Genomic DNA, 20,878 nt, shown 5'->3' with positions numbered 1-20,878 from the left:
ATGACCTTTCGCCACCATCTGCCAACTCGCCGCGAGGCGCTGATCGGCGCAGGCAGCCTGTTCGCATGGAGCCAGATGCCGAGGCTCGCACGCGCCGAGGGCCGTGATCCGCGCATGCTCGTCATCGTGCTGCGGGGCGCGCTCGATGGCCTCGGTGCGGTCGCCCCCATCGGCGATCCCGACTGGGTCGGCCTGCGCGGCGACCGCGCGCTCGTGCTCGACGGCAAGCCGCCGGCTCTGCCGCTCGACAGCTTCTTCGCGCTCAATCCCGCGATGCCGAACCTGCACCGGCTCTACAAGGCGCAGCAAGCGACCATCGTGCATGCGACCGCAACGCCCTATCGCGAGCGCTCGCATTTCGACGGCCAGGACGTTCTCGAAAGCGGCATCGCGCGGCCGGGCGCCGTCGACACCGGCTGGCTCAACCGCGCGCTGACCGAATTGGCGTCGGACGGCCGGGTCGATCCGCGCGGTAGCCGCGTCCTAGGTGTGGGCTCCGTGACCCCGCTGGTGGTCCGCGGCCGTGCGCCGGTGCTGTCCTGGGTGCCACAAAAGCTGTTGCCGGCCAACGAAGATATCCAGGCCCGGCTGCTCGATCTCTATAAACACACCGATCCGAAACTGGCGGCCGCGCTCGAGGCAAGGATTCGTCTCGCCGCGCTTGGCGCCACAGGACTATCGGATGCAGCCATGGTCGACGGTGCCGCGCTTGCAGTTCCTGGCATCGCCGGGGTGCGGGCCTATTTTGCGGAAGCCGCCGGCACCGCGGCGCGCTTTCTGGCCAAGCCCGACGGCCCGCGGGTCGGCGCGGTCGGCTTCATCGGCTGGGACACCCACATCAACGAGGGCGCGGCCTCCGGTCAGCTCGCCAATCTCCTCGGGGCGCTCGACGGCGCGCTGGCGGCGATCGAGACCAGCATGGGCGACGCCTGGCGCGAGACGGTGGTCGCCGTCATCACCGAGTTCGGACGCACCGCGCGCATCAACGGCACCAACGGCACCGACCACGGCACCGGCACCGTCGCGTTTCTCACCGGCGGCGCCTTGCGGGGCGGGCGCGTGATCGCTGACTGGCCGGGATTGAAGCAAGCCCAGCTCTACGAGGAACGCGACCTCAAACCCACCACCGATCTGCGCGCCGTGCTCAAGGGCCTGCTCCGCGATCATCTGAGAGTCGACGAGCGTGCGCTCGCCAACACCGTGTTTCCCGACAGCATCGGCGTCGCGCCGATTGCGGGTCTGGTTGGTTAGTCATCTGGTTGGTTAGGCAATCGAGGAGATAATGCCGTGAAGAGGAGGTCTGCCATGAAGTCGCTAGCCAACGTCCCGTCGGGCGCCGTTTCCCCATCATGGGCGTTTATGTCGGCCCCTGCAGCGGCAGGCACTACGCCGGAATGCGGAAGATGTAGCGGCGCTCGCGCCATTGGTTGAATGTCTCCTGCTTCCGCATCCCGGCGTTTCCTATGTCGATACTCACAGGCCGCGAGCTCGAATTCCTCACCAGCCTGAATGGCAGCTGGGCGAGGCTCTATCGCAACGAGCTCGCGCGTCTCCTGCACAAGGTTGACGACCGATGCGACGCCCACCACGAAACCCATTCCATCATTCCGATCTCGGCGGCCCCTTCCTCGCGTTCGCGCCAAGATTCTGTGACGACGACCAAGACGTAACGCGAGGGCGATTGTCGGACGACCACCTGCCTTACCCGACGCGCCATCAGCGGTCGTCCATTCTCTCGCTGCTGATCGATGCGCTGCGCTATCGAAGGCATCGTGCTGTGGCGCGGCCGACCGTCGCCGACCCGGCCAAGCCAGACGCGAACCAGGACCCGTAAGGCCGCTGGTCACCCGGTCGTCCCTGCGCGCTCCTACAAAGAGGGCGGGAAGTTATCCGGCAAACCCCGGGCGCAACGCGCCGCGAAATCGCGGACGCATACTCGGCCGTCATTCCGCGGTGCAATTGCGCGCCGGGGAATGACGGGTAGAGAAATCACACCGCCGGCTCCGCGACGTTGTCTTCGCTGGAGAGCAGGTGAATCAGCGCGCTCTTGATCGCGGCTTGCCGGGTCGGCGCGTTGATCTGGGCGCCGAGCAGATCCGTCACGTAGAACACGTCTCGGGCGCGTTCGCCGAAGGTCGCGACATGGGCCGAGGCGATGTTGAGGTTCAGCTTCGAGATCGCGGTCGTCAGTTGGTACAGCAGGCCGGGGCGGTCGAGGCCGGAAACCTCGATCACGGTGTAGCGGTCCGACCACTGGTTGTTGATGGTGACCTCCGGCTCGACCACGAAAGCGCGCACCTTGCCGCGGTTGGCCGCCTTGCGGGCAACCACTTCGGGCAGGCGCAATTTTCCTTCGAGCACCTGCTCGATCATCTCGCCGATCCGGGTGGCGCGGCGTCCCTCGTCCTCGTCGCGGTCGTATTCCCTGGAGATTGCGATGGTATCGAGCGCGCGGCCGTCGGTGGTCGTGTAGATCTGCGCGTCGACGATGTTGGCGCCGGCGGATGCGCAGGCGCCTGCAATGATCGACAGCAGCCACGGATGGTCGGTCGCCAGGATCGTCAGTTCGGTGACGGCGCGTGCCTCGTCGAAACCGACGTTGATCGCAAGCTGGTGGCCTGCCTGTTCGCTGGCGCGGATGAAACGCGCCTGGCGGATTTTTCGTTGCAGGTCGACCTTGAGCCAGTAGGCGGGATAATGCCGCCCGATATAGCCGTTGAGCTCAGCTTCCGGCCACTCGTTGAAGGCGGCGCGGAATTCGGATTGCGCCACCGCAATGCGCTGCGCGCGGTTCACTTCCGAGAAGCCGCCGGTCAGCGCCGGCTCGGTCTCATAATACAGCGTGCGCAACAACTGTGCCTTCCAGCCGTTCCAAACGCCGGGTCCGACGCCCCTGATGTCGGCGGTGGTCAGGATGGTCAAAAGCTTCATCTGCTCGACGGATTGCACGACGGCGGCAAAATTTTCGATCGTCTTGCGGTCGGAGAGATCGCGCGACTGCGCCACCGTCGACATTGTGAGGTGCTCTTCGATCAACCACGCCACCAGTTCGGTGTCGGCGACGTTGAAGCCAAGCCGCGGGCACAGCCGCCGCGCCACCCTGGCGCCCGCGATCGAATGATCCTCCGGCCGGCCCTTGGCAACGTCGTGCAGCAGCGTGGTGATGTAGATCACCGCGCGATGCTCGGGCTGGATCTTGCGGAACAGGTCGCTCGCGACCGTGAACTCGTCATTGCCGCCGCGTTCGATCTCCTGCAGGTGGCCGATGCAGCGGATCAAATGCTCGTCCACCGTGTAATGGTGGTACATGTTGAACTGCATCATCGACACGATCTTGCCGAAGGCGCGGATGAAGTGACCGAGCACGCCGGTCTCGTTCATCCGCCGCAGCACGATCTCGGCGTTATCCGAGGTCAAGATCTCCATGAACAGCCGGTTGGCTTCCGGATTTTCGCGAAGCTGGGCGTTCACCAGTTTCAGCGAGCGCGTCACCGTGCGCATCGCATCGGGGTGGAAGGCGAGGTTGTTCTTCTGCGCCAGCTGGAAGATCCGGATCAGATTGACCGGGTCGTGCTTGAAGACGTCGGGCGCCGCGAGGTTGATGCGGTTGTTGTCGATGATGAAGTCGTCGCTGTCGGGCACCCGCCGCCGCTTGGTGCCCGGCCGCAGCCGCGCCACCATGCGGCTCAGCACCGGCGCGGGCTTGGCCTGCTCGTCTTCCAGCTTGGCGCACAGGATCGCGGTCAGGTCGCCGACGTCCTTGGCGACGAGGAAGTAGTGCTTCATGAAGCGTTCGACGTCCTGCATGCCGGGATGCGAGGTATAGCCGAGCCTCACCGCGATCTCGCGCTGCATGTCGAACGACAGCCGCTCCTCGGCGCGCCCCGAGACGAAATGCAAATTGCAGCGCACCGACCACAGGAAGTCGGCGCAGCGGCGGAAGGTGCGGTACTCCTGCGCGTCGAACACGCCGCGTTCGACCAGCTCGTCGGTCTCGCGCACGCGGTAGACGTATTTGGCGATCCAGAACAGCGTGTGCAGGTCGCGCAAGCCGCCCTTGCCGTCCTTGACGTTGGGTTCGACCAGATAGCGCGATTGCCCGGCGCGGCGGTGGCGTTCTTCGCGCTCGGCCAGTTTGGCGGTGACGAATTCAGAAGCGGTGCCCTGCACCACGTCCTTGTCGAACCGCGCGACCAGCTCGTCATAGAGCGGCTGGTCGCCGGTCAGAAACCGCGTCTCCAGGATCGCGGTGCGGATCGTCATGTCGCCGCGCGCCTGGCGGATACATTCGTCGACCGAGCGCGTGGCGTGGCCGACCTTCAACCCCATGTCCCACAGGCAATAGAGAATGGCTTCCGCGACCTGCTCGCCCCAGGCGGTCTGCTTGTAGGGCAGGATGAACAGCAGATCGATATCGGACTCGGGTGCCATCAGGCCGCGGCCGTAACCGCCGGTGGCGACCACCGCCATGCGCTCGGCGCCGGAGGGCACATGCGAGCGATAGAGGTGCCGTGTCGCGGCCGAGTAGAGGATGCGGATGATTTCGTCCTGCATGAAGCACAGCCGTTCCGCGCAGCGGCGGCCGTTGCGATCCTTCAGCAGCACGGCCTGTGCGGTCGCGCGTGCCGTGATCATCTCGGCCTTGAGCAATTGCGCCAGCGCGGAGCGAAACACGTCCTCGCGGCCCGCATGTTTTTCGGCCAGGGCATCGACCGCCGCGGTGATCCGCGCGGTATCGAAACGTTCATCCGCTCCGGAGCGGTCCTCAGTCACGACGCTATCCATGATCTATCCCGATATCGGACGGCGCAGGGGCTGTCACGGGCGATTGTCAGGCAAGGGTAATTCTATGCTGGATTCCGAGCCGCTTGGGCAAAGCTGTGCTGACTCCGTCGCATTGACGGTATGTATTTTCTCGTTGCGTTGCAATCTAACATATTGAAAATCAAGGACGATTTTCAGTGCATCAGGGAGGGACGACCATGCCCAGGATTTCACGGCGCGCCATGGCTGCAATCATCGCGGTCTCGACCTTGCTGCCCGGCGCGGCTTTTGCCGCCGACGCGCTCAAGGAGATTCGCATCGACTGGGCGACCTACAATCCCGTGTCGATGGTCCTCAAGCAAAAGGGCTTGCTGGAGAAGGAATTCGCCAAGGACGGCATCAGCGTCGTCTGGGTGCAATCCGCCGGTTCCAACAAGGCGCTCGAATTCCTCAACGCCGGTTCGATCGATTTCGGATCGACCGCCGGCTCGGCGGCGCTGGTTGCCAGGATCAATGGCAACCCGATCAAGTCGATCTATGTCTATTCGCGGCCTGAATGGACCGCGCTGGTGACATCAAAGGATTCCAAGATCGCGGCCGTTGCCGATCTCAAGGGCAAGCGCGTCGCGGTGACCCGCGGCACCGATCCGCACATCTTCCTGGTGCGCGCGCTGCTCGGCGCCGGCCTCACCGAAAAGGACATCACGCCGGTGCTGCTGCAGCATGCCGACGGCAAGACCGCGCTGATCCGCGGCGATGTCGATGCCTGGGCCGGTCTCGACCCGATGATGGCGCAGGCCGAAGTCGAGGAGGGCGCAAAGCTGTTCTTCCGCAAGGCCGATGCCAATACCTGGGGCATCCTCAATGTGCGCGAGCAGTTTTTGAAGGATTATCCGGACGCCGTTCGCCGCGTGCTCGCGGTGTACGAGGAGGCGCGCAAATATTCGCTGGCCAATTACGACGACCTGAAGAAGACCTTCATCGGCGTGACCAAGCTGCCGGAAGCGGTCGTCGACAAACAGCTCAAGGAGCGCACCGAGCTGACCCACAGCCGCATCGGCGCAGCGCAGCGCGAATCCATCCTCGCCGCGGGTCTCGCATTGCAGCAGGCCGGTGTCGTCGACGCCAAGGTTGACGTGAAGGCGACGCTTGATGCGCTGATCGACGACCAGGTTCCGCTGCCGACGAATTGAGGAAAGTGTTGGCGTCGTCCCTGCGAACGCAGGGACCCATACGCCGCGGCCGTCATTGTGGTTCTCGATGGCTATCACCTTCCTTCACTACCAAAGCCGGTGGTTATGGGTCCCTGCTTTCGCAGGGACGACGAATGGATAGAGGCGCGATCAAACCCCCACCTTGCAATCCCGCGCGAGAAGCGTTCTTGCTATGGCCATGACCGTTGAACTCCCCGCGTTGGAACGCACCGATGCGACGACGCCGCAAGCATCGTCCGCGCGGCTGCGCCGCTACGCGCGGCCGGCGCTCGGGCTGTTGCTCCCGGTCGGGCTGGCGCTGTTCTGGGAAATCTGGGTCGGGCTCGGCTATTCCACCGGCCGCTTGGTGCCGCCGCCGACCAAAATCTTCGCCACCGTGATGGAACTGGCGAAGAGCGGTGAGCTGTCGCGCCACATCGCGGCGACGGTGACACGCGTCGCCGCCGGCTTCGGCCTCGGCGTCGCTGCCGGAACTGTCCTCGGTGCGATCTCCGGCTATTGGGGCCTGGCGCGGCAGTTGCTCGATCCGACCGTGCAGGCGCTGCGCGCGATTCCATCGATCGCCTGGGTGCCGCTGTTCATCTTGTGGCTCGGCATTTTCGAGACTTCGAAGGTCGCGCTGATCGCGGTCGGCGTGTTCTTCCCGGTCTATCTCGGCGTGATGGGCGCGATCCTCTCTGTCGACCGCAAGATCGTCGAGGTCGGCCGTATTTTCCGCCTGAGCGGCCCGGCGATGATCCGCCGCATTTTGCTGCCTGCGGTGTTGCCGGCCTACGTCGTCGCATTGCGTGTGGGGCTTGGCCTGGGGTGGATGTTCGTCGTCGCGGCCGAGTTCATGGGCGCGTCCGAAGGCCTCGGCTATCTCCTGATCGATGGTCAGCAACTCGGCAAGCCGGCGCAGATCGTGGCGGCGATCGTGATCTTTGCGATCCTCGGCAAGACCACCGACTGGCTGATCGAAATCGCCACCGCGCCCTTGCTGCGCTGGCAGGATGCGTTCGGCCGCCAAAGTGGAGCCGCGTGATGCTGGCGCTGGATAGAGTGGGCAAAACCTATCCCAACGGCGTCCACGCGCTGGAGCGCTTTTCGGCCGACATCAGGCCTGGCGAAATCGTCGCCATCATCGGCGGCTCCGGCTGCGGAAAGTCGACGCTGCTGCGCGCCATCGCCGGCCTCGACCGGGCCAGCACGGGCACGGTGACGCTGGACAATACGGCGATCACGGCGCCGCACGCCAAAATCGGAATCATCTTCCAGGAGCCGCGATTGCTGCCCTGGCTCAGCGTCGCCGACAATATCGGCTTCGGCCTGACGGATCTGCCGGCCGATATCAGGCGTGAGAAGGTTTCGCGCGCGCTGGCGCGAGTCGGTCTTGCCGACAAGGCAAAAGCCTGGCCGCGCGAACTCTCAGGCGGGCAGGCGCAGCGGGTGGCGATTGCGCGGGCGCTGGTGCCGCAGCCGGAAGTGCTGCTGCTCGACGAGCCGTTCTCCGCGCTCGACGCCTTCACGCGGCGCGACCTGCAGGACCATCTGCTCGATCTCTGGAACGACACCCGGCCGACCCTCGTTCTGGTCACGCACGACGTCGACGAGGCCGTGGTGCTGGCCGACCGTGTGCTGGTGATGCGGCCGCGGCCGGGCCGGCTGTTCGAGGCGATCAGGATCAATCTGGCGCGTCCGCGCGATCGCGCCTCGCCATTATTCGAAAATTTTAAGCGTCATGTGCTGACCTCGCTCGATCGCTCGCTCGACCGCAACGTGCCCGATGCCGACCCAAAAACCATGGCCGGCGAAGCGATGTGGTGGTGACACGGGCGCAATTTCCCACTAAATCCGGCGTGGCAAGAAGAACAACCGGGAGACGAAGATGGACGCCGCCGAACTTCGCGCGATGCAGGCCCCGATCAAGGAACGCTACAAGTCCGATCCCTCCGCCGCGGTCATTACCCTGAAAGCCAAAGGCTCGATCGACAATGAAGGCATCGCCTGCAAGGTCGAGACCGGCCGCGCGCTGGCGGTAGCTGGCCTCCACCCCGCCACCGGTGGCTCCGGGCTGGAGCTCTGCTCCGGCGACATGCTGTTGGAAGCCCTCGTCGCCTGCGCCGGCGTGACGCTGAAATCGGTCGCTACCGCCGTCGATGTTCCCCTCAAGACCGGCAACGTCATCGCCGAAGGCGACCTCGATTTTCGCGGCACGCTCGGCGTCGACAAGGAAGCTCCAGTCGGTTTCGAGGAGATCCGCCTGCGCTTCGAGGTCGGCACCGACGCGCCACAGGACAAGCTCGACCTGCTGCTAAAGCTCACCGAACGCTATTGCGTGGTCTTTCAGACCATCAAGAACGGCCCGAAGGTTTCGGTGTCGATGAAGCGGGTGTGAGGCAATCTCCGGTGTCGTCCCTGCGAAAGCGGGGACCCATAGCCACCGGCGCCAATGGGTGCTGGAAGTATCGACCACGCATCTTCCAAAATCGAGAAGCCGCGGCGTATGGGTTCCTGCGCCCGTGCGCAATTGCGCACTAGGCAGGAACGACAGCTAGCATGTCCCCCGAACTCGCCTTCATCCTGACGCTCGCGCTGCGCATGGCGTTCGCCGCGGCGTTCGTGGTGACGGCTTCGATCGTCACCGAACGCTCGGGCCCGGTGATCGGCGCGCTGATCGCGACGCTACCGATCTCGGCGGGGCCGTCCTACGTGTTCCTCGCGCTCGATCACGACGCGGCCTTTATCGCCGAGGGCGCGCTGGCAAGCCTGCCGATCAACGCCGCGACGATTTTTCTCGGGCTGACCTATGTCGTGCTGGCGCAGCGCCGCGGCGCGCTGCTCAGTTGCCTTTCGGCGGTTGCCGTATGGCTCGTGCTCGCCGCAATCATCCGCTCGGTGCAATGGTCGTTGGCCGGCGGGCTGATCGCCAATGTCATCGCCTACGCCATCTGCGTGCCGCTGCTCGCCCGCTACCGCCACGCCAAAATGCCGCCGGTCAGGCGCCGCTGGTACGACATCCCGCTACGCGCATCGCTGGTCGCAACACTGGTGGCGACGGTGGTCACGACGTCGAGCTGGGTCGGGCCCAAGGTGAGCGGCATGATCGCGCTGTTCCCGATCGTGTTCACTTCCATGATGCTGATCCTGCACCCGCGCATCGGCGGCCGGCCGACCGCCGCCGTGCTCGCCAACAGCGCCTGGGGCCTGATCGGCCTCGGCATTGCGATTGCGGTGCTGCACGTCGCGGCGCTTCAGTTCGGTTCGGCGGTGGGGCTCAGCCTTGCACTCGCGACCTGCATCGGATGGAACCTGGGCCTGTGGTGGCTCGGGCGCAGGAAGGCCGCACGCACCGAGCCGCAAGTTTGATGGTTACCGACCGCGAGGAGACCCGCTAGACTGGCGGCGGGACGGACGAGGGCGCGCGGTGGAGGGTCTATACAAGGTCGAATACGACATCAGCGGCGGCACCGGCCGCAGCGTGCTCTACGCTCATGCCGGAACAATGCTCGGCGGCAATACGGCCTTCGCCCATTTCGGCACCTACGAAAATGTGGACGGCGAAATCATTGCCGGGCTCAGAACCCGGCGCCACAGTCCATCGCCGCACCGAAGAAACCTGGTCAGTTCCGACGCAGTCACAATCAGCATACGCGGCAGGCCGCAGGGCGACGTCTGGCACTTCGCGGGCTCCGTCATCGAAGACGCCGGCTCGGTGTTCCGCGCGGTCATGACGCCGCTCGGCAATGACGACATCCCGCCGCCGGGGCCGGTCGGCGATGGCGGCATCGTCAGCGGGCTTTACTCGATCGACATCCGGATGCTTGATGGCATCGCCGGCGGGCAAACCGGCGTGATGCTCCTGAAAGACGGTCGGATCCTCGGCGGCGACGCGTTCTTCTATTATCTCGGCGCCTATAGCTCCCTGAACGGCCGCTGGAAGGGCGAGTTCGTCAACCAGGAGCACACTCCGGCGAGGGACGAGCATCCGCTGTTCGGCGGTCATGAGGTCGGCATCGGATTCTCGGGCCGCTGCCGCGCCGAGGGTGCAGAGATCGAGGCAACTGCATTGGTTGGCAAGCGCAGCATCCGCTTCGCGGCCACGTTGAAATTGATCCAGCCCTTCGCCGGGTGAGGGCCGCTCGCCGCTCTGTCACCCCTTTGGTAGCTTTGCCTTCAGCGCATACAACGCCTCGAGCGCCTCGCGCGGCGACATCTCGTCGGGATGCAGCGCCTTCACCGCTTCCATCATCTGCTCGGCCTCGCTCGGCGGTGCGGGTTCGGCGGCGGCACGGGAGGGGACGGCGAACAGCGGCAAATCGTCGGCGAGGGCACGTGCGGTCTGGCCGCGATCCTGCGCCTCGAGTTTCGCCAGCACCGACTTGGCGCGCGTGATCACCGCCGGCGGCAGGCCTGCGAGCTTCGCGACCTGGATGCCGTAGGAGCGGTCGGCGGAGCCCGGCAGCACCTCGTGCAGGAACACGACGTCGCCCTGCCACTCCTTGACGCGCACGGTGGCGTTGAACATCCGCGGCAGTTTGGCCGAAAGCGCAGTCAGCTCATGATAATGCGTGGCGAACAGCGCGCGGCAGCGATTGGCTTCATGCAGATGCTCGATTGCGGCCCAGGCGATCGACAGGCCGTCGAAGGTGGCGGTGCCGCGACCGATTTCATCGAGGATGACCAGCGAGCGTTCGCTGGCCTGGTTGAGGATGACGGCGGTTTCGACCATCTCGACCATGAAGGTGGAGCGGCCGCGCGCGAGATCATCCGCCGCGCCGACGCGCGAGAACAGGCGATCGACGACGCCGATCCGCGCGCGCGACGCCGGCACGTAGGAGCCGATCTGCGCCATTAGTGCGATCAGCGCGTTCTGGCGCAGGAAGGTCGATTTACCCGCCATGTTGGGCCCGGTGATCAGCCAGATCTGGCCGGATTTTTGCGCAGGCCCCGGCGAGAGATCGCAGGCGTTGGCAATGAACGGCTGGCCGTCGCGCTTCAGCGCCTGTTCGACGACGGGATGCCGGCCACCTTCGACGGCAAAGCCGAGCGAGCCATCGACCTCTGGCCGCACGTAATTGTCGTCGACCGCAAGTTTCGCCAGCGCGGTCGCGACATCCAGCAATGCGAACGCATGCGCCGCGGCGCGCAGATCGTCGCTTGCCGCCAGCGCCATCGCGCAGAGCCGCTCGAAAATTTCCAGTTCGAGATTGAGCGCGCGGTCGCCGGCATTGGCGATCTTGGCCTCGATCTCGCCGAGTTCGGACGTCGTGAAACGAACCTGGCCGGCCAGGGTCTGGCGATGGATGAAGGTCGCGTTGAGCGGCGGCGCCATCAGTCTGTCGCCGTGCTGCGCCGTCACCTCGACGAAATAGCCGAGCACGTTGTTGTGGCGGATCTTGAGCGCCTTGATGCCGGTGTCCTCGGCATAGCGCGCCTGCATCGCGGCCACGACGAGGCGGGAGGCGTCGCGCAGATTGCGGCTCTCGTCGAGTGCGGGTTCATAATTCTCGCGGATGAAGCCGCCATCGCGCTTGATCAGCGGCAGTTGCTCGGCGAGCGCGCGCTCAAACTCGCGGGCGAGGTCGCGCGAGGGACGGCGCAACGCCTCCATCACGGCCACGATTTCGGATGGCGGCGCTTCGAGCTGCGCCAGCCGCGCCAACGCCGCGTCGGCGGCCAGGATGCCGTCGCGCAGGCCCGCCAGATCGCGCGGACCGCCGCGTCCGACGGACAAGCGCGCCAGCGCGCGCGACATGTCAGGCGCGGCCTTGAGCGTGGTGCGGACATCATCGCGCGCTGCGCTGTCGGCGACAAACGTCCCAATTGCATCCAGCCGCCGCGCGATGCCCGCGCTGTCGGTGAGCGGGGCGGCGAGGCGTTGGGCCAGCAGCCGCGAGCCGGCGGCAGTGACCGTGCAGTCGATCGCATCGAGCAGCGATCCGCGCCGCTCGCCGCCCAGCGTCCGCGTCAGTTCGAGATTGGCGCGGGTGGCGGGATCAATCGCCATCGTGGTGCCGGCGGCCTCGCGCGCCGGCGGCGACAACGGTGGACGCTTCCCCACCTGCGTGCGGTCGATATAGGTGACGGCGGCGGCCGCCGCGGTTGCCTCCAGCCGCGACATCGCAGCGAGGCCATCCATGGTCGCGACCGCGAAATAGTCGCACAGCCGCCGCTCGGCGGTGGCGCCGTCGAACACGTCGCGGGTCAGCGGCGTCACCGAGGGCAGTTCGCGCAGCGTCTGTCCAAGTTCCGCATCGCCATAGAGCGCATCGGTGACGATGACCTCGTTCGGATTGATCCGCGCCAGCGTCGCCGCCAGTTCCGCGGTCGCGCATTCCGTCACCATGAATTCGGACGTCGAGATATCGATCCACGAAAGCCCGACGCGGTCGCCGCCGCTCGATCCGCGGGCGCGCGCGATCGCCAGCAAGTAATTGTTGGTGCGCGCATCCAGCAGCGTGTCTTCGGTCAGCGTGCCCGGCGTCACCAGCCGCACCACGCCGCGGGCCACGGGGCCCTTGTTGCCGCGGGCGCGGGCGGCGGCCGGATTCTCGGTCTGCTCGCACACCGCGACGCGATGCCCGGCATTGATCAGGCGATGCAGATAATCCTCGGAGCGCTCCACCGGCACGCCGCACATCGGGATGTCCATGCCCTGGTGCTTGCCGCGTTTGGTCAGCACGATGCCGAGCGTTCTGGAGGCGATCTCGGCGTCCTCGAAGAACAGCTCGTAGAAATCGCCCATCCGGTAGAACAGCAGCAGCCCGGGATGGGCGGCCTTGATCTCAAGGTACTGTTCCATCATCGGCGTGACGCGCGAGTTGGCGTCAGCGGCGGGTGCGGCTTCGGGAGGCGCGGGGGCGGGGATGGATTGCTGGATCGTCATTGTGGCGCAAACTACAAAATTTTGCTCCCCGGTCCTATTCCCATACCCGCGTTCTCAGAGTTTTCCACGTCCGGTGCCCTCAAGTTCATCACGCCAGCGTTGAGGGCATGACGGACCTCCCGCGAAAGCACTACCCGGGAACGATGCCTCAATTGACCTGCCGCGGGCACGCTCCTAAAACTCGCCGACAGTTCCGTAGGGCTTAACGCCTAAAGCACGGCATTCAGGGAGAGATTCTATGCGTGATGTATTCATTTGCGATGCCGTCCGGACCCCGATCGGCCGTTTCGGCGGCTCGCTCGCCAAGGTGCGCGCCGATGATCTGGCCGCCGTGCCGATCAAGGCGTTGATGGCGAAGCATCCCAATCTCGACTGGTCGCAGGTGGATGAGGTGTTTTTCGGCTGCGCCAACCAGGCCGGCGAGGACAACCGCAACGTGGCGCGGATGGCGCTGTTGCTGGCGGGCATTCCGGAATCGGTTCCCGGCCAGACCCTTAATCGGCTCTGCGCGTCGGGCCTCGATGCGGTCGGCGCCGCGGGCCGCGCGATCCGATCAGGAGAAATCGATTTCGCGATTGCCGGCGGCGTCGAGTCGATGACGCGCGCGCCGTTCGTGATGGGCAAGGCGCCTGAGGCGTTTGCACGCTCGGCGGAGATTTACGACACCACCATCGGCTGGCGCTTCATCAATCCCTTGATGAAGGCGCAGTATGGCGTCGATGCGATGCCGGAAACCGGCGAGAACGTCGCCGAGGAATTCCAGGTGTCGCGGGCCGACCAGGATGCGATGGCGATCCGCTCCCAGCAGCGCGCGGGCGCTGCGATCGCGGCCGGCTATTTCGCCGAGGAGATCACGCCCGTCTCGGTGCCGGGCGGCAAGGCTGGCCCGATCACCGTCGACAAGGACGAGCATCCGCGGCCCGAAACCACATTGGAGAACCTGACGAAACTGAAGCCAATCGTGCGCAATCCCGGCACGGTGACCGCTGGCAATGCCTCCGGTGTCAACGACGGCGCGGCCGCGATGATCCTGGCGTCGGAAGCCGCTGTGAAGAAGCACGGGCTGACGCCGCGGGCGCGCATTTTGGGCCTCGCCTCGGCCGCGGTGCCGCCGCGCATCATGGGCATCGGCCCGGTACCGGCGACCAAGAAGCTGATGGAACGTCTCGGCATCAAGATCTCTGACTTCGATTTGATCGAGCTCAATGAAGCCTTCGCCTCACAGGGCATAGCCTGTCTGCGGCAACTGGGCGTCAAGGACGACGCCGACTTCGTCAACCCGCATGGCGGCGCGATCGCGCTCGGTCATCCGCTCGGCATGAGCGGCGCGCGGCTGGCGTTGACGGCGGTGCACGGCATGGAGAAGCGGGGCGGCAAGCTTGCCTTGGCAACCATGTGCGTCGGCGTCGGCCAGGGCGTTGCGGTTGCGATCGAAAAAATCAATTGAAACAAGTATTTGGGAGAGTGAAAAACAGCGCTTTCCCAAATTAGTTATGTCCTATAATGATCTGGCGGCGCGCGGCTGGGCGACAAAATTGCAAAGCAATTTCGCGCCGCGCGCGCGATGCGAGGGAGAAATTCGTCATGACATTGGTCTATCCAGTGCAAAGTCTCGCGGCGCATCCGCCGCGGCTGTCCCCCGCCTACAAGAGCACGGTCAAGCGCTCGCCCTCGAAGCCGCTGATTCCGATGCGGCACACGCTGTCGGAATTGACCGGGCCGGTGTACGGCCACGAGACGGTGCGCGAGAACGATCACGACCTCACCGTTCAAGGCAAGGCCGAGCCGATCGGCGAACGCATCATCGTGCACGGCCATGTGCTCGATGAAGACGGCCGTGGCGTGCCGAACACGCTGGTCGAACTCTGGCAGGCCAATGCCTGCGGCCGTTACGTGCATGTCGTCGACCAGCATCCCGCGCCGCTCGATCCGAATTTCACCGGCGCCGGCCGCGCGCAAACCGACGCCCAGGGCTATTACCGCTTCGTCACCATCAAGCCCGGCGCCTACCCCTGGGGTAATCACCACAACGCCTGGCGGCCGGCCCACATCCACTTCTCGGTGTTCGGCCACTCCTTTGTCTCGCGTCTCGTCACGCAGATGTATTTCCCCGGCGATCCCTTGTTCCCGTTCGATCCGATCTTCAATTCGGTGACCGACGAGAAGGCGCGCGACCGGATGATCTCGTCGTTCGATCTGGAGAATACCAAGCCGGATTGGGCGCTGTGCTACCGCTTCAACATTGTGCTGCGCGGGCGCAACGCCACGCCGATGGAGAACAAATAAGTGCAACAGGCCAAACCGGACGGGGTCACTCCGTCGCAAACCGTCGGTCCGTATTTCGCCTACGGCCTGACGCCGGGCGGCAAATACGAGTGGAACGACACGTTCAGCAATAATCTCGTGACAGCGGATACGTCGGGCGAGCGCATTCGCGTCGAGGGTCAGGTGTTCGATGGCGGCGGCGAGGTCGTGCCGGATTGCATGCTGGAGATCTGGCAGGCGGATGCGCAGGGCCGTTTCTCGGACCCGCAGGACAAGCGGGCGCTGCCGAACTCGACGTTCAAGGGGTTCGGCCGGATCGGCACCGATGCGAACGGCGGTTATACCTTCGACACCATCAAGCCTGGTCAGGTCGCCGATCCCGACGGCAAGCCGCAGGCGCCGCATATCGTCCTCGCCGTGTTCGCACGCGGCATGCTCTTGCACAATTACTCGCGGATCTATTTCGACGGCGAGGCCACTAACGCCGCCGATCCGGTGCTCGCGCTGGTGCCGGCCGACCGCCGCGCCACGCTGATCGCGACGCGCCAGCCGGGCGGCGGCAACGCCGTCTACCGCTTCGATATCCATCTGCAGGGCGACAAAGAGACGGTGTTCTTCGACGTGTAACTGTGGCCGCCGGGGGTGCAGAATGATCATCGGGCGTCAGCAGGATGTCACGGTTGCGGCGACTTCCGTGATGGAGCGGACGTCCGATCCGCGGTTGCGCGCGATCATGGTGTCGCTGGTCCAGCACCTGCACGGTTTCGTCCGTGACGTAGGGCTGACCGAAGCGGAGTTCCGCGAAGCCACAGCGATTCTCGCCGAGATGGGCCGGCAATCGACCGATACGCACAACGAAGTCGTGCTGATGGCGGGCTCGCTCGGCGTTTCCTCGCTGGTCTGCCTTCTGAACAACGGCGACCAGGGCAACACCGAAACGGCGCAATCGCTGCTCGGGCCGTTCTGGCGATTGAACTCTCCCCGTACTGAAAACGGCGGCTCGATCGTCCGGTCCGAAACGCCGGGCGCGGCCCTCTTCGTCACCGCGCGTGTCGTGGACCATGCCGGCAATCCGGTTGCCGGGGCGGAGGTGGACGTATGGCACGCCTCGCCGGTCGGTCTTTACGAGAACCAGGACCCCGAACAGGCTGAGATGAACCTGCGCGGCAAGTTCACGACCGATGCCGATGGTCGCTTCGCCTTTCGCTCGGTGATGATGGTCGGCTATCCGATCCCGACCGATGGCGTGGTCGGGCGGCTGTTGAAGGTGCAGGACCGGCATCCTTACCGGCCGGCGCATCTGCATGCGCTGATATTCAAGCCGGGATTCAAGGTCTTGATCTCGCAGGTCTACGATCCCGCCGATCCGCACATCGGCAGCGACGTGCAGTTTGGCGTCACCAAGGCGCTGATCGGCGATTTCGTCCGTCATGACGAGCCACATCCGATCGCGGCGGATGTTCGTCCGCCCTGGTATTCGCTCCACCATGTCTACAGGATGGAAGCGGGCGAGGCCGTATTGCCGCGCCCACCGATCAAGTAGGGTGTAGCGCGTTTTCCAGATTCCCGGCGATGCCCGTCGCCGCCCTGCCACGCAAACGCCATTGGCGCCGGACCATCATGCCATCGTTCTCCCTCGCCGCGCTGACCGTCCTCGAACTCGCGCCCCCTGCGTTGATCGACGTCGCCGCAGCCTGCGGCTATCAGCAGGTCGGGCTCCGGCTGCTGCCTGCTATGCCAGGCGGCGTTGCCTATCCGCTGATGGAAGACGAAGCGGGCCTGAAGGAGACACTCGCCCGGCTGGATGCGACCGGCATCACCGTGGCTGACCTCGAAGTGGTCGCGCTCCGGCCGGAAACCGAGGTCGCCGCATTCTCTGCCTTTTTCGAGACCGGCGCACGGCTCGGCGCCAGGCACATCCTGGTCGCCGCCTACGATCCCGACCTCAGCCGGTTCAGGGATCGCTATGCGGCATTCTGCGAGGCCGCGGCCCCCTACGGGCTGTCCGCCGATCTCGAATTCATGCCATGGACCTACGCGCCTGATCTATCGACCGCGAGCAGCATTGTCGCGCAGGCAGGCCAGCCAAATGCCGGGGTGCTGGTGGATGCGCTGCATTTCGACCGGTCACGGAGTTCGATCGACGAACTCGCGCGCGTCCCCGCGCACCGGCTGCATTATTGGCAGATGTGCGACGCCCCCGCCGAGCGGCCCACCACGACGGAAGCCATGATCCATGCCGCCCGCCACGAGCGGATGTTTCCGGGCGAGGGCGGCATCGATCTCGTCTCGCTGACGCGCGCCATGCCGGCGGATATCACGATCAGTATCGAGGTCCCGACCGCCGAGCTTGCGAAGACGATGGATGCGAAGGCCCGGGCGCAGCGCGCGCTAACCGCCGCCAGGAATGTGATTGCCGGATCGCGCGATGGTGCCTGATCGTCAATTTCCAGGCCGCCGGAGATTTTTCTCCGGACTGGCCGGCGCGCCGATCGATGATGATAGTATCTCGCAAGTTCATCCGCGGAGCTGCCGTACATGATGACGCTGCGCCAGGTCGAGGTGATCCGCGCCGTGATGGTGACCGGCACGATCGGCGGCGCGGCGAGGCTTCTGAACGTGTCGGCGCCCGGTATCAGCCGGCTGGTGAAATACACCGAAAAATCCCTGGGCGTTCGCTTCTTCCAGCGCCAGAATGGGCGCTACTTCCCGACCGCGGAAGCCCGCAACATCTTCGAGCAGATCAACGGCGTCTACGAGAAGATGGATGATCTCACCGAGATCATCTCCAAGATCGGACGCGGCGACCTGTCCGAGCTGCGCATCGGCTCGGTGCCGAGCATCTCGCAGGTCATGGTGCCGCGCGCGATCGAGCGGGTGCGGCGCCGCTATCCCGAATTGCGGATCGACATCAACATCCTCAAGATCGAGGAGGCCGTCGATTATCTGCTGCTGGGCCGTGGCGATTGTGTTGCCATGAGTTATCGGCTCGACCATCCCGGCCTCGATTTCCTGCCGCTGGCGTCGGGCGAATTGTTCTGCATCGTGCCGGCGGGGCATGAACTGGCCGGATGCAAGCAGGTCTCGGCCGCCGAGATCATCCGCTATCCCCTGATCGGCATCGATCCCAACGATCCCTATGGACGGATCATGGCGGAGATATTTGCGCGCAACAAACTCGCCTACGACATCACCATCCGCGCGCGCTTCGGCACCACCGTGTGCGCGCTGGTCAAGGCCGGCCTCGGCATTGCCGTGATCGACCAGTTCACCGTCGCCCATGGCGGCTATCCCGGCGTCGAGTTGCTCAGGATTGTCGAGCCGACCCGGTTCGACACTTACATTGCGGTGAAACGCGGCGCGCCGCTGTCGCTTCACATCGAGCATTTCATCGAATGCCTGCGCTCGGAAATGCGGGCGGTGGGGCCGGGCAAGGGGTCGCCGCGAAAGCCCAATTCCAAGGGCCGCAAGAAATAACATAATGTTATCTATCCGGCATAAATGGGTAATTGTGTTAGGTCGGCAAACCGCTATCGTCCGGGCGGCTCGGGGCGTATCCCGAACCGACCGCCGCCAACGCGCATTGGGACCGATGACGAGATCATGAGCCCCGCCGCCCGACCTCCTGCTCCGGCCGACCGCCGCTTTCTCACCGGCCTGATCGGCGCGCCGATCGCGCATTCGGCGTCGCCGGCGATGCATGAGCGGGCTGCTGAAGCGCTCGGCGCACATTGCCACTATCAACTGATCGAAGTCGCCGGTGCTGGACACGAAGAGTTGCGGCTGCTGCTCGACGGCGTGCGTCGTCTGGGTTTTGCCGGCGTCAACGTCACCTTTCCCTACAAGGAGGCGGTGGTCGCCCTGCTCGACGAATTGTCGCCGGGCGCGCAAGCGATCGGTGCGGTCAACACCGTCGTGGTCCGCGATGGCCGGCTGATCGGACATAACACCGACACCACGGGATTTGCCCGGGCGATCACCGAGCTTGTCAGTGACCCTGCGCAGAGCACGGTTGCGGTGATCGGCGCAGGCGGCGTCGGCAAGGCGATTGCCTTTGCGCTGGCCGGGATCGGCGTCGCCGAGATCAGGATCTTCGACACCGACCGCGCCAAGGCTACGCAACTCGCCGGCCAGATCGGGAAGCGCGGCAAGGCAAGTGTTGTCGGCAGCGTCGAGGACGCGATGCGCGGCGCCACCGGGGTCGTCAACGGCTCGCCGGTCGGCATGCTGCCGAACCGCGGCACGCCCGTCCCGGACGCCCTGCTGCACAGGGGCGTGTGGGTCGCCGACGCGGTCTATACGCCGCTCTGGACGCCGCTGCTGAACGCCGCAAAGGCAAAGGGCGCCGAGGTCATGACCGGGCGCGAGCTCGCGATCTATCAGGCCGCGGACGCATTCGAACTGTTCACGGGATTGAAGCCATCGGCCGTCGAGATGGGAAATGCATTCGACGCCGTAATGGCCAAGCGCTACGCTAAGGTGAACGCAGCCTAGAGCATGATCCGGAAAAACGGGTACCGGTTTTCCGAAAGGATCATGCTCAAATCAAAGAACGCGGCCGGTTACAAGGCCGCTTGTTGTAACGAGAAGAGGGGATGGAAATGAGATCTGGAATTTTCGCAGGACTCCTGCTTGCTACCGTGTCGGCCGTGGCCGCATTCGCGCAAGGTGCGCCGATCAAGCTCGCCAATGTCGCCGAACTGTCCGGCGGCGGCGCCACCGTTGGCACCAACTGGAAGAACGGCATCGACCTGGCGATCGAGGAGATCAACGCCAAGGGCGGGTTGCTCGGCCGCAAGCTCGAAGTGACGCATGCGGATTCGCAGTCGAATCCCGGCGTCGCGCGCGCGCAGGTGCAGAAGGCGCTCGATAACGAACCCTACGTCCTGCTCGGGCCCGGCTATTCCGGATCGGTCAAGGTCACTTCGCCGCTCGCCGCCGAAGCCGGCATCGCGCAGATCATGGGTGGCGAGGCCGCCGAATTGACGCAGGGCGGCAACAAGTTTCTGTTCCGTACGTCGTTCGGGCAGCAATCCTCGATGCCGAAGGTTGCCAAATACATCAACGACGAGCTGAAGGCCAAATCGGTCGCGATCGTCTGGGTCAACAACGATTTCGGCAAGGGTGGCCGCGACGTCATCACCAAGGAATTCGCCAAGTACAACATCAAGGTCGCGGCTGACATCTCGACCGAAGCCGGACAAGCCGATTTCGCCGCCGACGTCAGCAAGATCAAGGCCGCGGCGCCGGATGCGGTGTTCGTCTATGTCAACGAGGAAGAGAGCGCGCGGATGCTCAAGGAGCTGAAGCGCCAGGCGATATCAGTGCCGCTGATGGGCGAGACGACGCTGGTCGGCCAGAAGGTCGTCGAACTCGCCGGCGATGCCGCGAACGGCGCGCGCGGCCATGTTGGCCTGACCACCGATGCGCCGGTCGACCTGATCAAGGCGTTCCGCGAGAGGTTCTCCAAGAAGTACAACTACGTCCCCGATCATAACGGGCTGAAGGGCTATCTCGCGATCTACATGATCAAGGCCACCACCGAGAAGATGGGCAAGGTCGACGCCAAGGCGTTCGCCGACAATCTGCACGGCCTCACCATCAAGGCCGCGAGCGAGCCCGGCATCCTGATGGATGTGACTTTCGATGAGAAGGGCGACATCGACCGCCAGGGTTTCCTGGTCGAGATCGTCGACGGCAAGCAGGTCGTCAAGCAGGTGCTGCCGAAACTGAACTGAGCCACGACGGGGCGTGCGCTTGAGCGAGC

General features: G+C 65.0%; 19 protein-coding genes. 17 read left to right on the top strand and 2 right to left on the bottom strand.

Annotation, left to right across the window (positions count from 1 at the left end; genetic code table 11):
• The 3 genes from ACVWVY_RS04705 (at position 1) to ACVWVY_RS04695 (ending at position 1,834) form a co-directional block, all read left to right on the top strand.
• Complete coding sequence (locus tag ACVWVY_RS04705) at positions 1-1,251, top strand: DUF1501 domain-containing protein (protein ID WP_456625285.1); 1,251 nt, start codon at positions 1-3, stop codon at positions 1,249-1,251.
• 212 nt (positions 1,252-1,463) lie between these two features.
• Complete coding sequence (locus ACVWVY_RS04700) at positions 1,464-1,670, top strand: hypothetical protein (protein ID WP_456625284.1); 207 nt, start codon at positions 1,464-1,466, stop codon at positions 1,668-1,670.
• A gap of 11 nt (positions 1,671-1,681) precedes the next feature.
• Positions 1,682-1,834 (top strand): hypothetical protein, encoded by a 153-nt coding sequence (locus ACVWVY_RS04695; protein ID WP_456625283.1) that lies wholly within the window; start codon positions 1,682-1,684, stop codon positions 1,832-1,834.
• Positions 1,835-1,989: 155 nt separating this feature from the next.
• Here the strand turns inward: ACVWVY_RS04695 and ACVWVY_RS04690 are convergent, their stop codons facing one another.
• A complete protein-coding gene (locus ACVWVY_RS04690) occupies positions 1,990-4,785 on the bottom strand; it encodes a [protein-PII] uridylyltransferase (RefSeq protein ID WP_456625282.1) in 2,796 nt (931 codons plus the stop codon).
• Positions 4,786-4,982: 197 nt separating this feature from the next.
• On the opposite strand from ACVWVY_RS04690, the gene ACVWVY_RS04685 reads away from it, so the two are divergent.
• The 6 genes from ACVWVY_RS04685 (at position 4,983) to ACVWVY_RS04660 (ending at position 10,092) form a co-directional block, all read left to right on the top strand.
• A complete protein-coding gene (locus ACVWVY_RS04685; RefSeq protein WP_456625281.1) occupies positions 4,983-5,957 on the top strand; it encodes an aliphatic sulfonate ABC transporter substrate-binding protein in 975 nt (324 codons plus the stop codon).
• Between the two features lie 193 nt (positions 5,958-6,150).
• Positions 6,151-7,002: an ABC transporter permease gene (locus tag ACVWVY_RS04680; RefSeq protein WP_456625280.1), complete on the top strand. Its 852-nt coding sequence runs from the start codon at positions 6,151-6,153 to the stop codon at positions 7,000-7,002.
• Positions 7,002-7,787, top strand: coding sequence for an ABC transporter ATP-binding protein (locus tag ACVWVY_RS04675; RefSeq protein WP_456625279.1), 786 nt, complete (start codon positions 7,002-7,004; stop codon positions 7,785-7,787). Before ACVWVY_RS04680 ends, ACVWVY_RS04675 begins: the two co-directional genes overlap by 1 nt.
• A 58-nt stretch (positions 7,788-7,845) precedes the next feature.
• On the top strand, positions 7,846-8,355 hold the full coding sequence (locus ACVWVY_RS04670) for an OsmC family protein (RefSeq protein WP_456625278.1): 510 nt from the start codon (positions 7,846-7,848) through the stop codon (positions 8,353-8,355).
• Positions 8,356-8,516: 161 nt separating this feature from the next.
• Positions 8,517-9,326: a hypothetical protein gene (locus ACVWVY_RS04665; protein WP_456625277.1), complete on the top strand. Its 810-nt coding sequence runs from the start codon at positions 8,517-8,519 to the stop codon at positions 9,324-9,326.
• 58 nt (positions 9,327-9,384) lie between these two features.
• Entirely contained in the window at positions 9,385-10,092 is a 708-nt protein-coding gene (locus ACVWVY_RS04660; protein ID WP_456625276.1) for a GrlR family regulatory protein, read from the top strand.
• Between the two features lie 18 nt (positions 10,093-10,110).
• Here ACVWVY_RS04660 and mutS read toward each other — a convergent pair whose 3' ends face one another.
• Positions 10,111-12,846, bottom strand: a complete 2,736-nt coding sequence (mutS, locus tag ACVWVY_RS04655; RefSeq protein ID WP_456625275.1) for a DNA mismatch repair protein MutS — start codon at positions 12,844-12,846, stop codon at positions 10,111-10,113.
• Positions 12,847-13,084: 238 nt separating this feature from the next.
• Between mutS and pcaF the strand changes: the two genes are divergently transcribed.
• The 8 genes from pcaF to ACVWVY_RS04615 all read left to right on the top strand — a co-directional run bounded on the left by pcaF (position 13,085) and on the right by ACVWVY_RS04615 (position 20,849).
• Positions 13,085-14,293: a 3-oxoadipyl-CoA thiolase gene (pcaF, locus tag ACVWVY_RS04650; RefSeq protein ID WP_456625274.1), complete on the top strand. Its 1,209-nt coding sequence runs from the start codon at positions 13,085-13,087 to the stop codon at positions 14,291-14,293.
• Positions 14,294-14,430: 137 nt separating this feature from the next.
• On the top strand, positions 14,431-15,132 hold the full coding sequence (gene pcaH / locus ACVWVY_RS04645) for a protocatechuate 3,4-dioxygenase subunit beta (RefSeq protein ID WP_456625273.1): 702 nt from the start codon (positions 14,431-14,433) through the stop codon (positions 15,130-15,132).
• Positions 15,133-15,738: a protocatechuate 3,4-dioxygenase subunit alpha gene (pcaG, locus tag ACVWVY_RS04640; protein ID WP_456625272.1), complete on the top strand. Its 606-nt coding sequence runs from the start codon at positions 15,133-15,135 to the stop codon at positions 15,736-15,738.
• Positions 15,739-15,760: 22 nt separating this feature from the next.
• Entirely contained in the window at positions 15,761-16,654 is an 894-nt protein-coding gene (locus ACVWVY_RS04635; RefSeq protein WP_456625271.1) for a dioxygenase family protein, read from the top strand.
• A gap of 29 nt (positions 16,655-16,683) precedes the next feature.
• Positions 16,684-17,550, top strand: a complete 867-nt coding sequence (locus tag ACVWVY_RS04630) for a sugar phosphate isomerase/epimerase family protein (protein ID WP_456625270.1) — start codon at positions 16,684-16,686, stop codon at positions 17,548-17,550.
• Between the two features lie 99 nt (positions 17,551-17,649).
• Positions 17,650-18,588: a LysR family transcriptional regulator gene (locus ACVWVY_RS04625; protein WP_456625269.1), complete on the top strand. Its 939-nt coding sequence runs from the start codon at positions 17,650-17,652 to the stop codon at positions 18,586-18,588.
• Positions 18,589-18,714: 126 nt separating this feature from the next.
• Positions 18,715-19,605: a shikimate dehydrogenase gene (locus ACVWVY_RS04620; RefSeq protein WP_456625268.1), complete on the top strand. Its 891-nt coding sequence runs from the start codon at positions 18,715-18,717 to the stop codon at positions 19,603-19,605.
• Between the two features lie 107 nt (positions 19,606-19,712).
• Positions 19,713-20,849, top strand: coding sequence for an ABC transporter substrate-binding protein (locus tag ACVWVY_RS04615; RefSeq protein WP_456625267.1), 1,137 nt, complete (start codon positions 19,713-19,715; stop codon positions 20,847-20,849).
• The last annotated feature ends 29 nt before the right edge of the window (positions 20,850-20,878 follow it).

Source organism: Bradyrhizobium sp. URHC0002, assembly GCF_054059515.1.
This window is presented reverse-complemented; position numbering and strand designations above follow the sequence as displayed.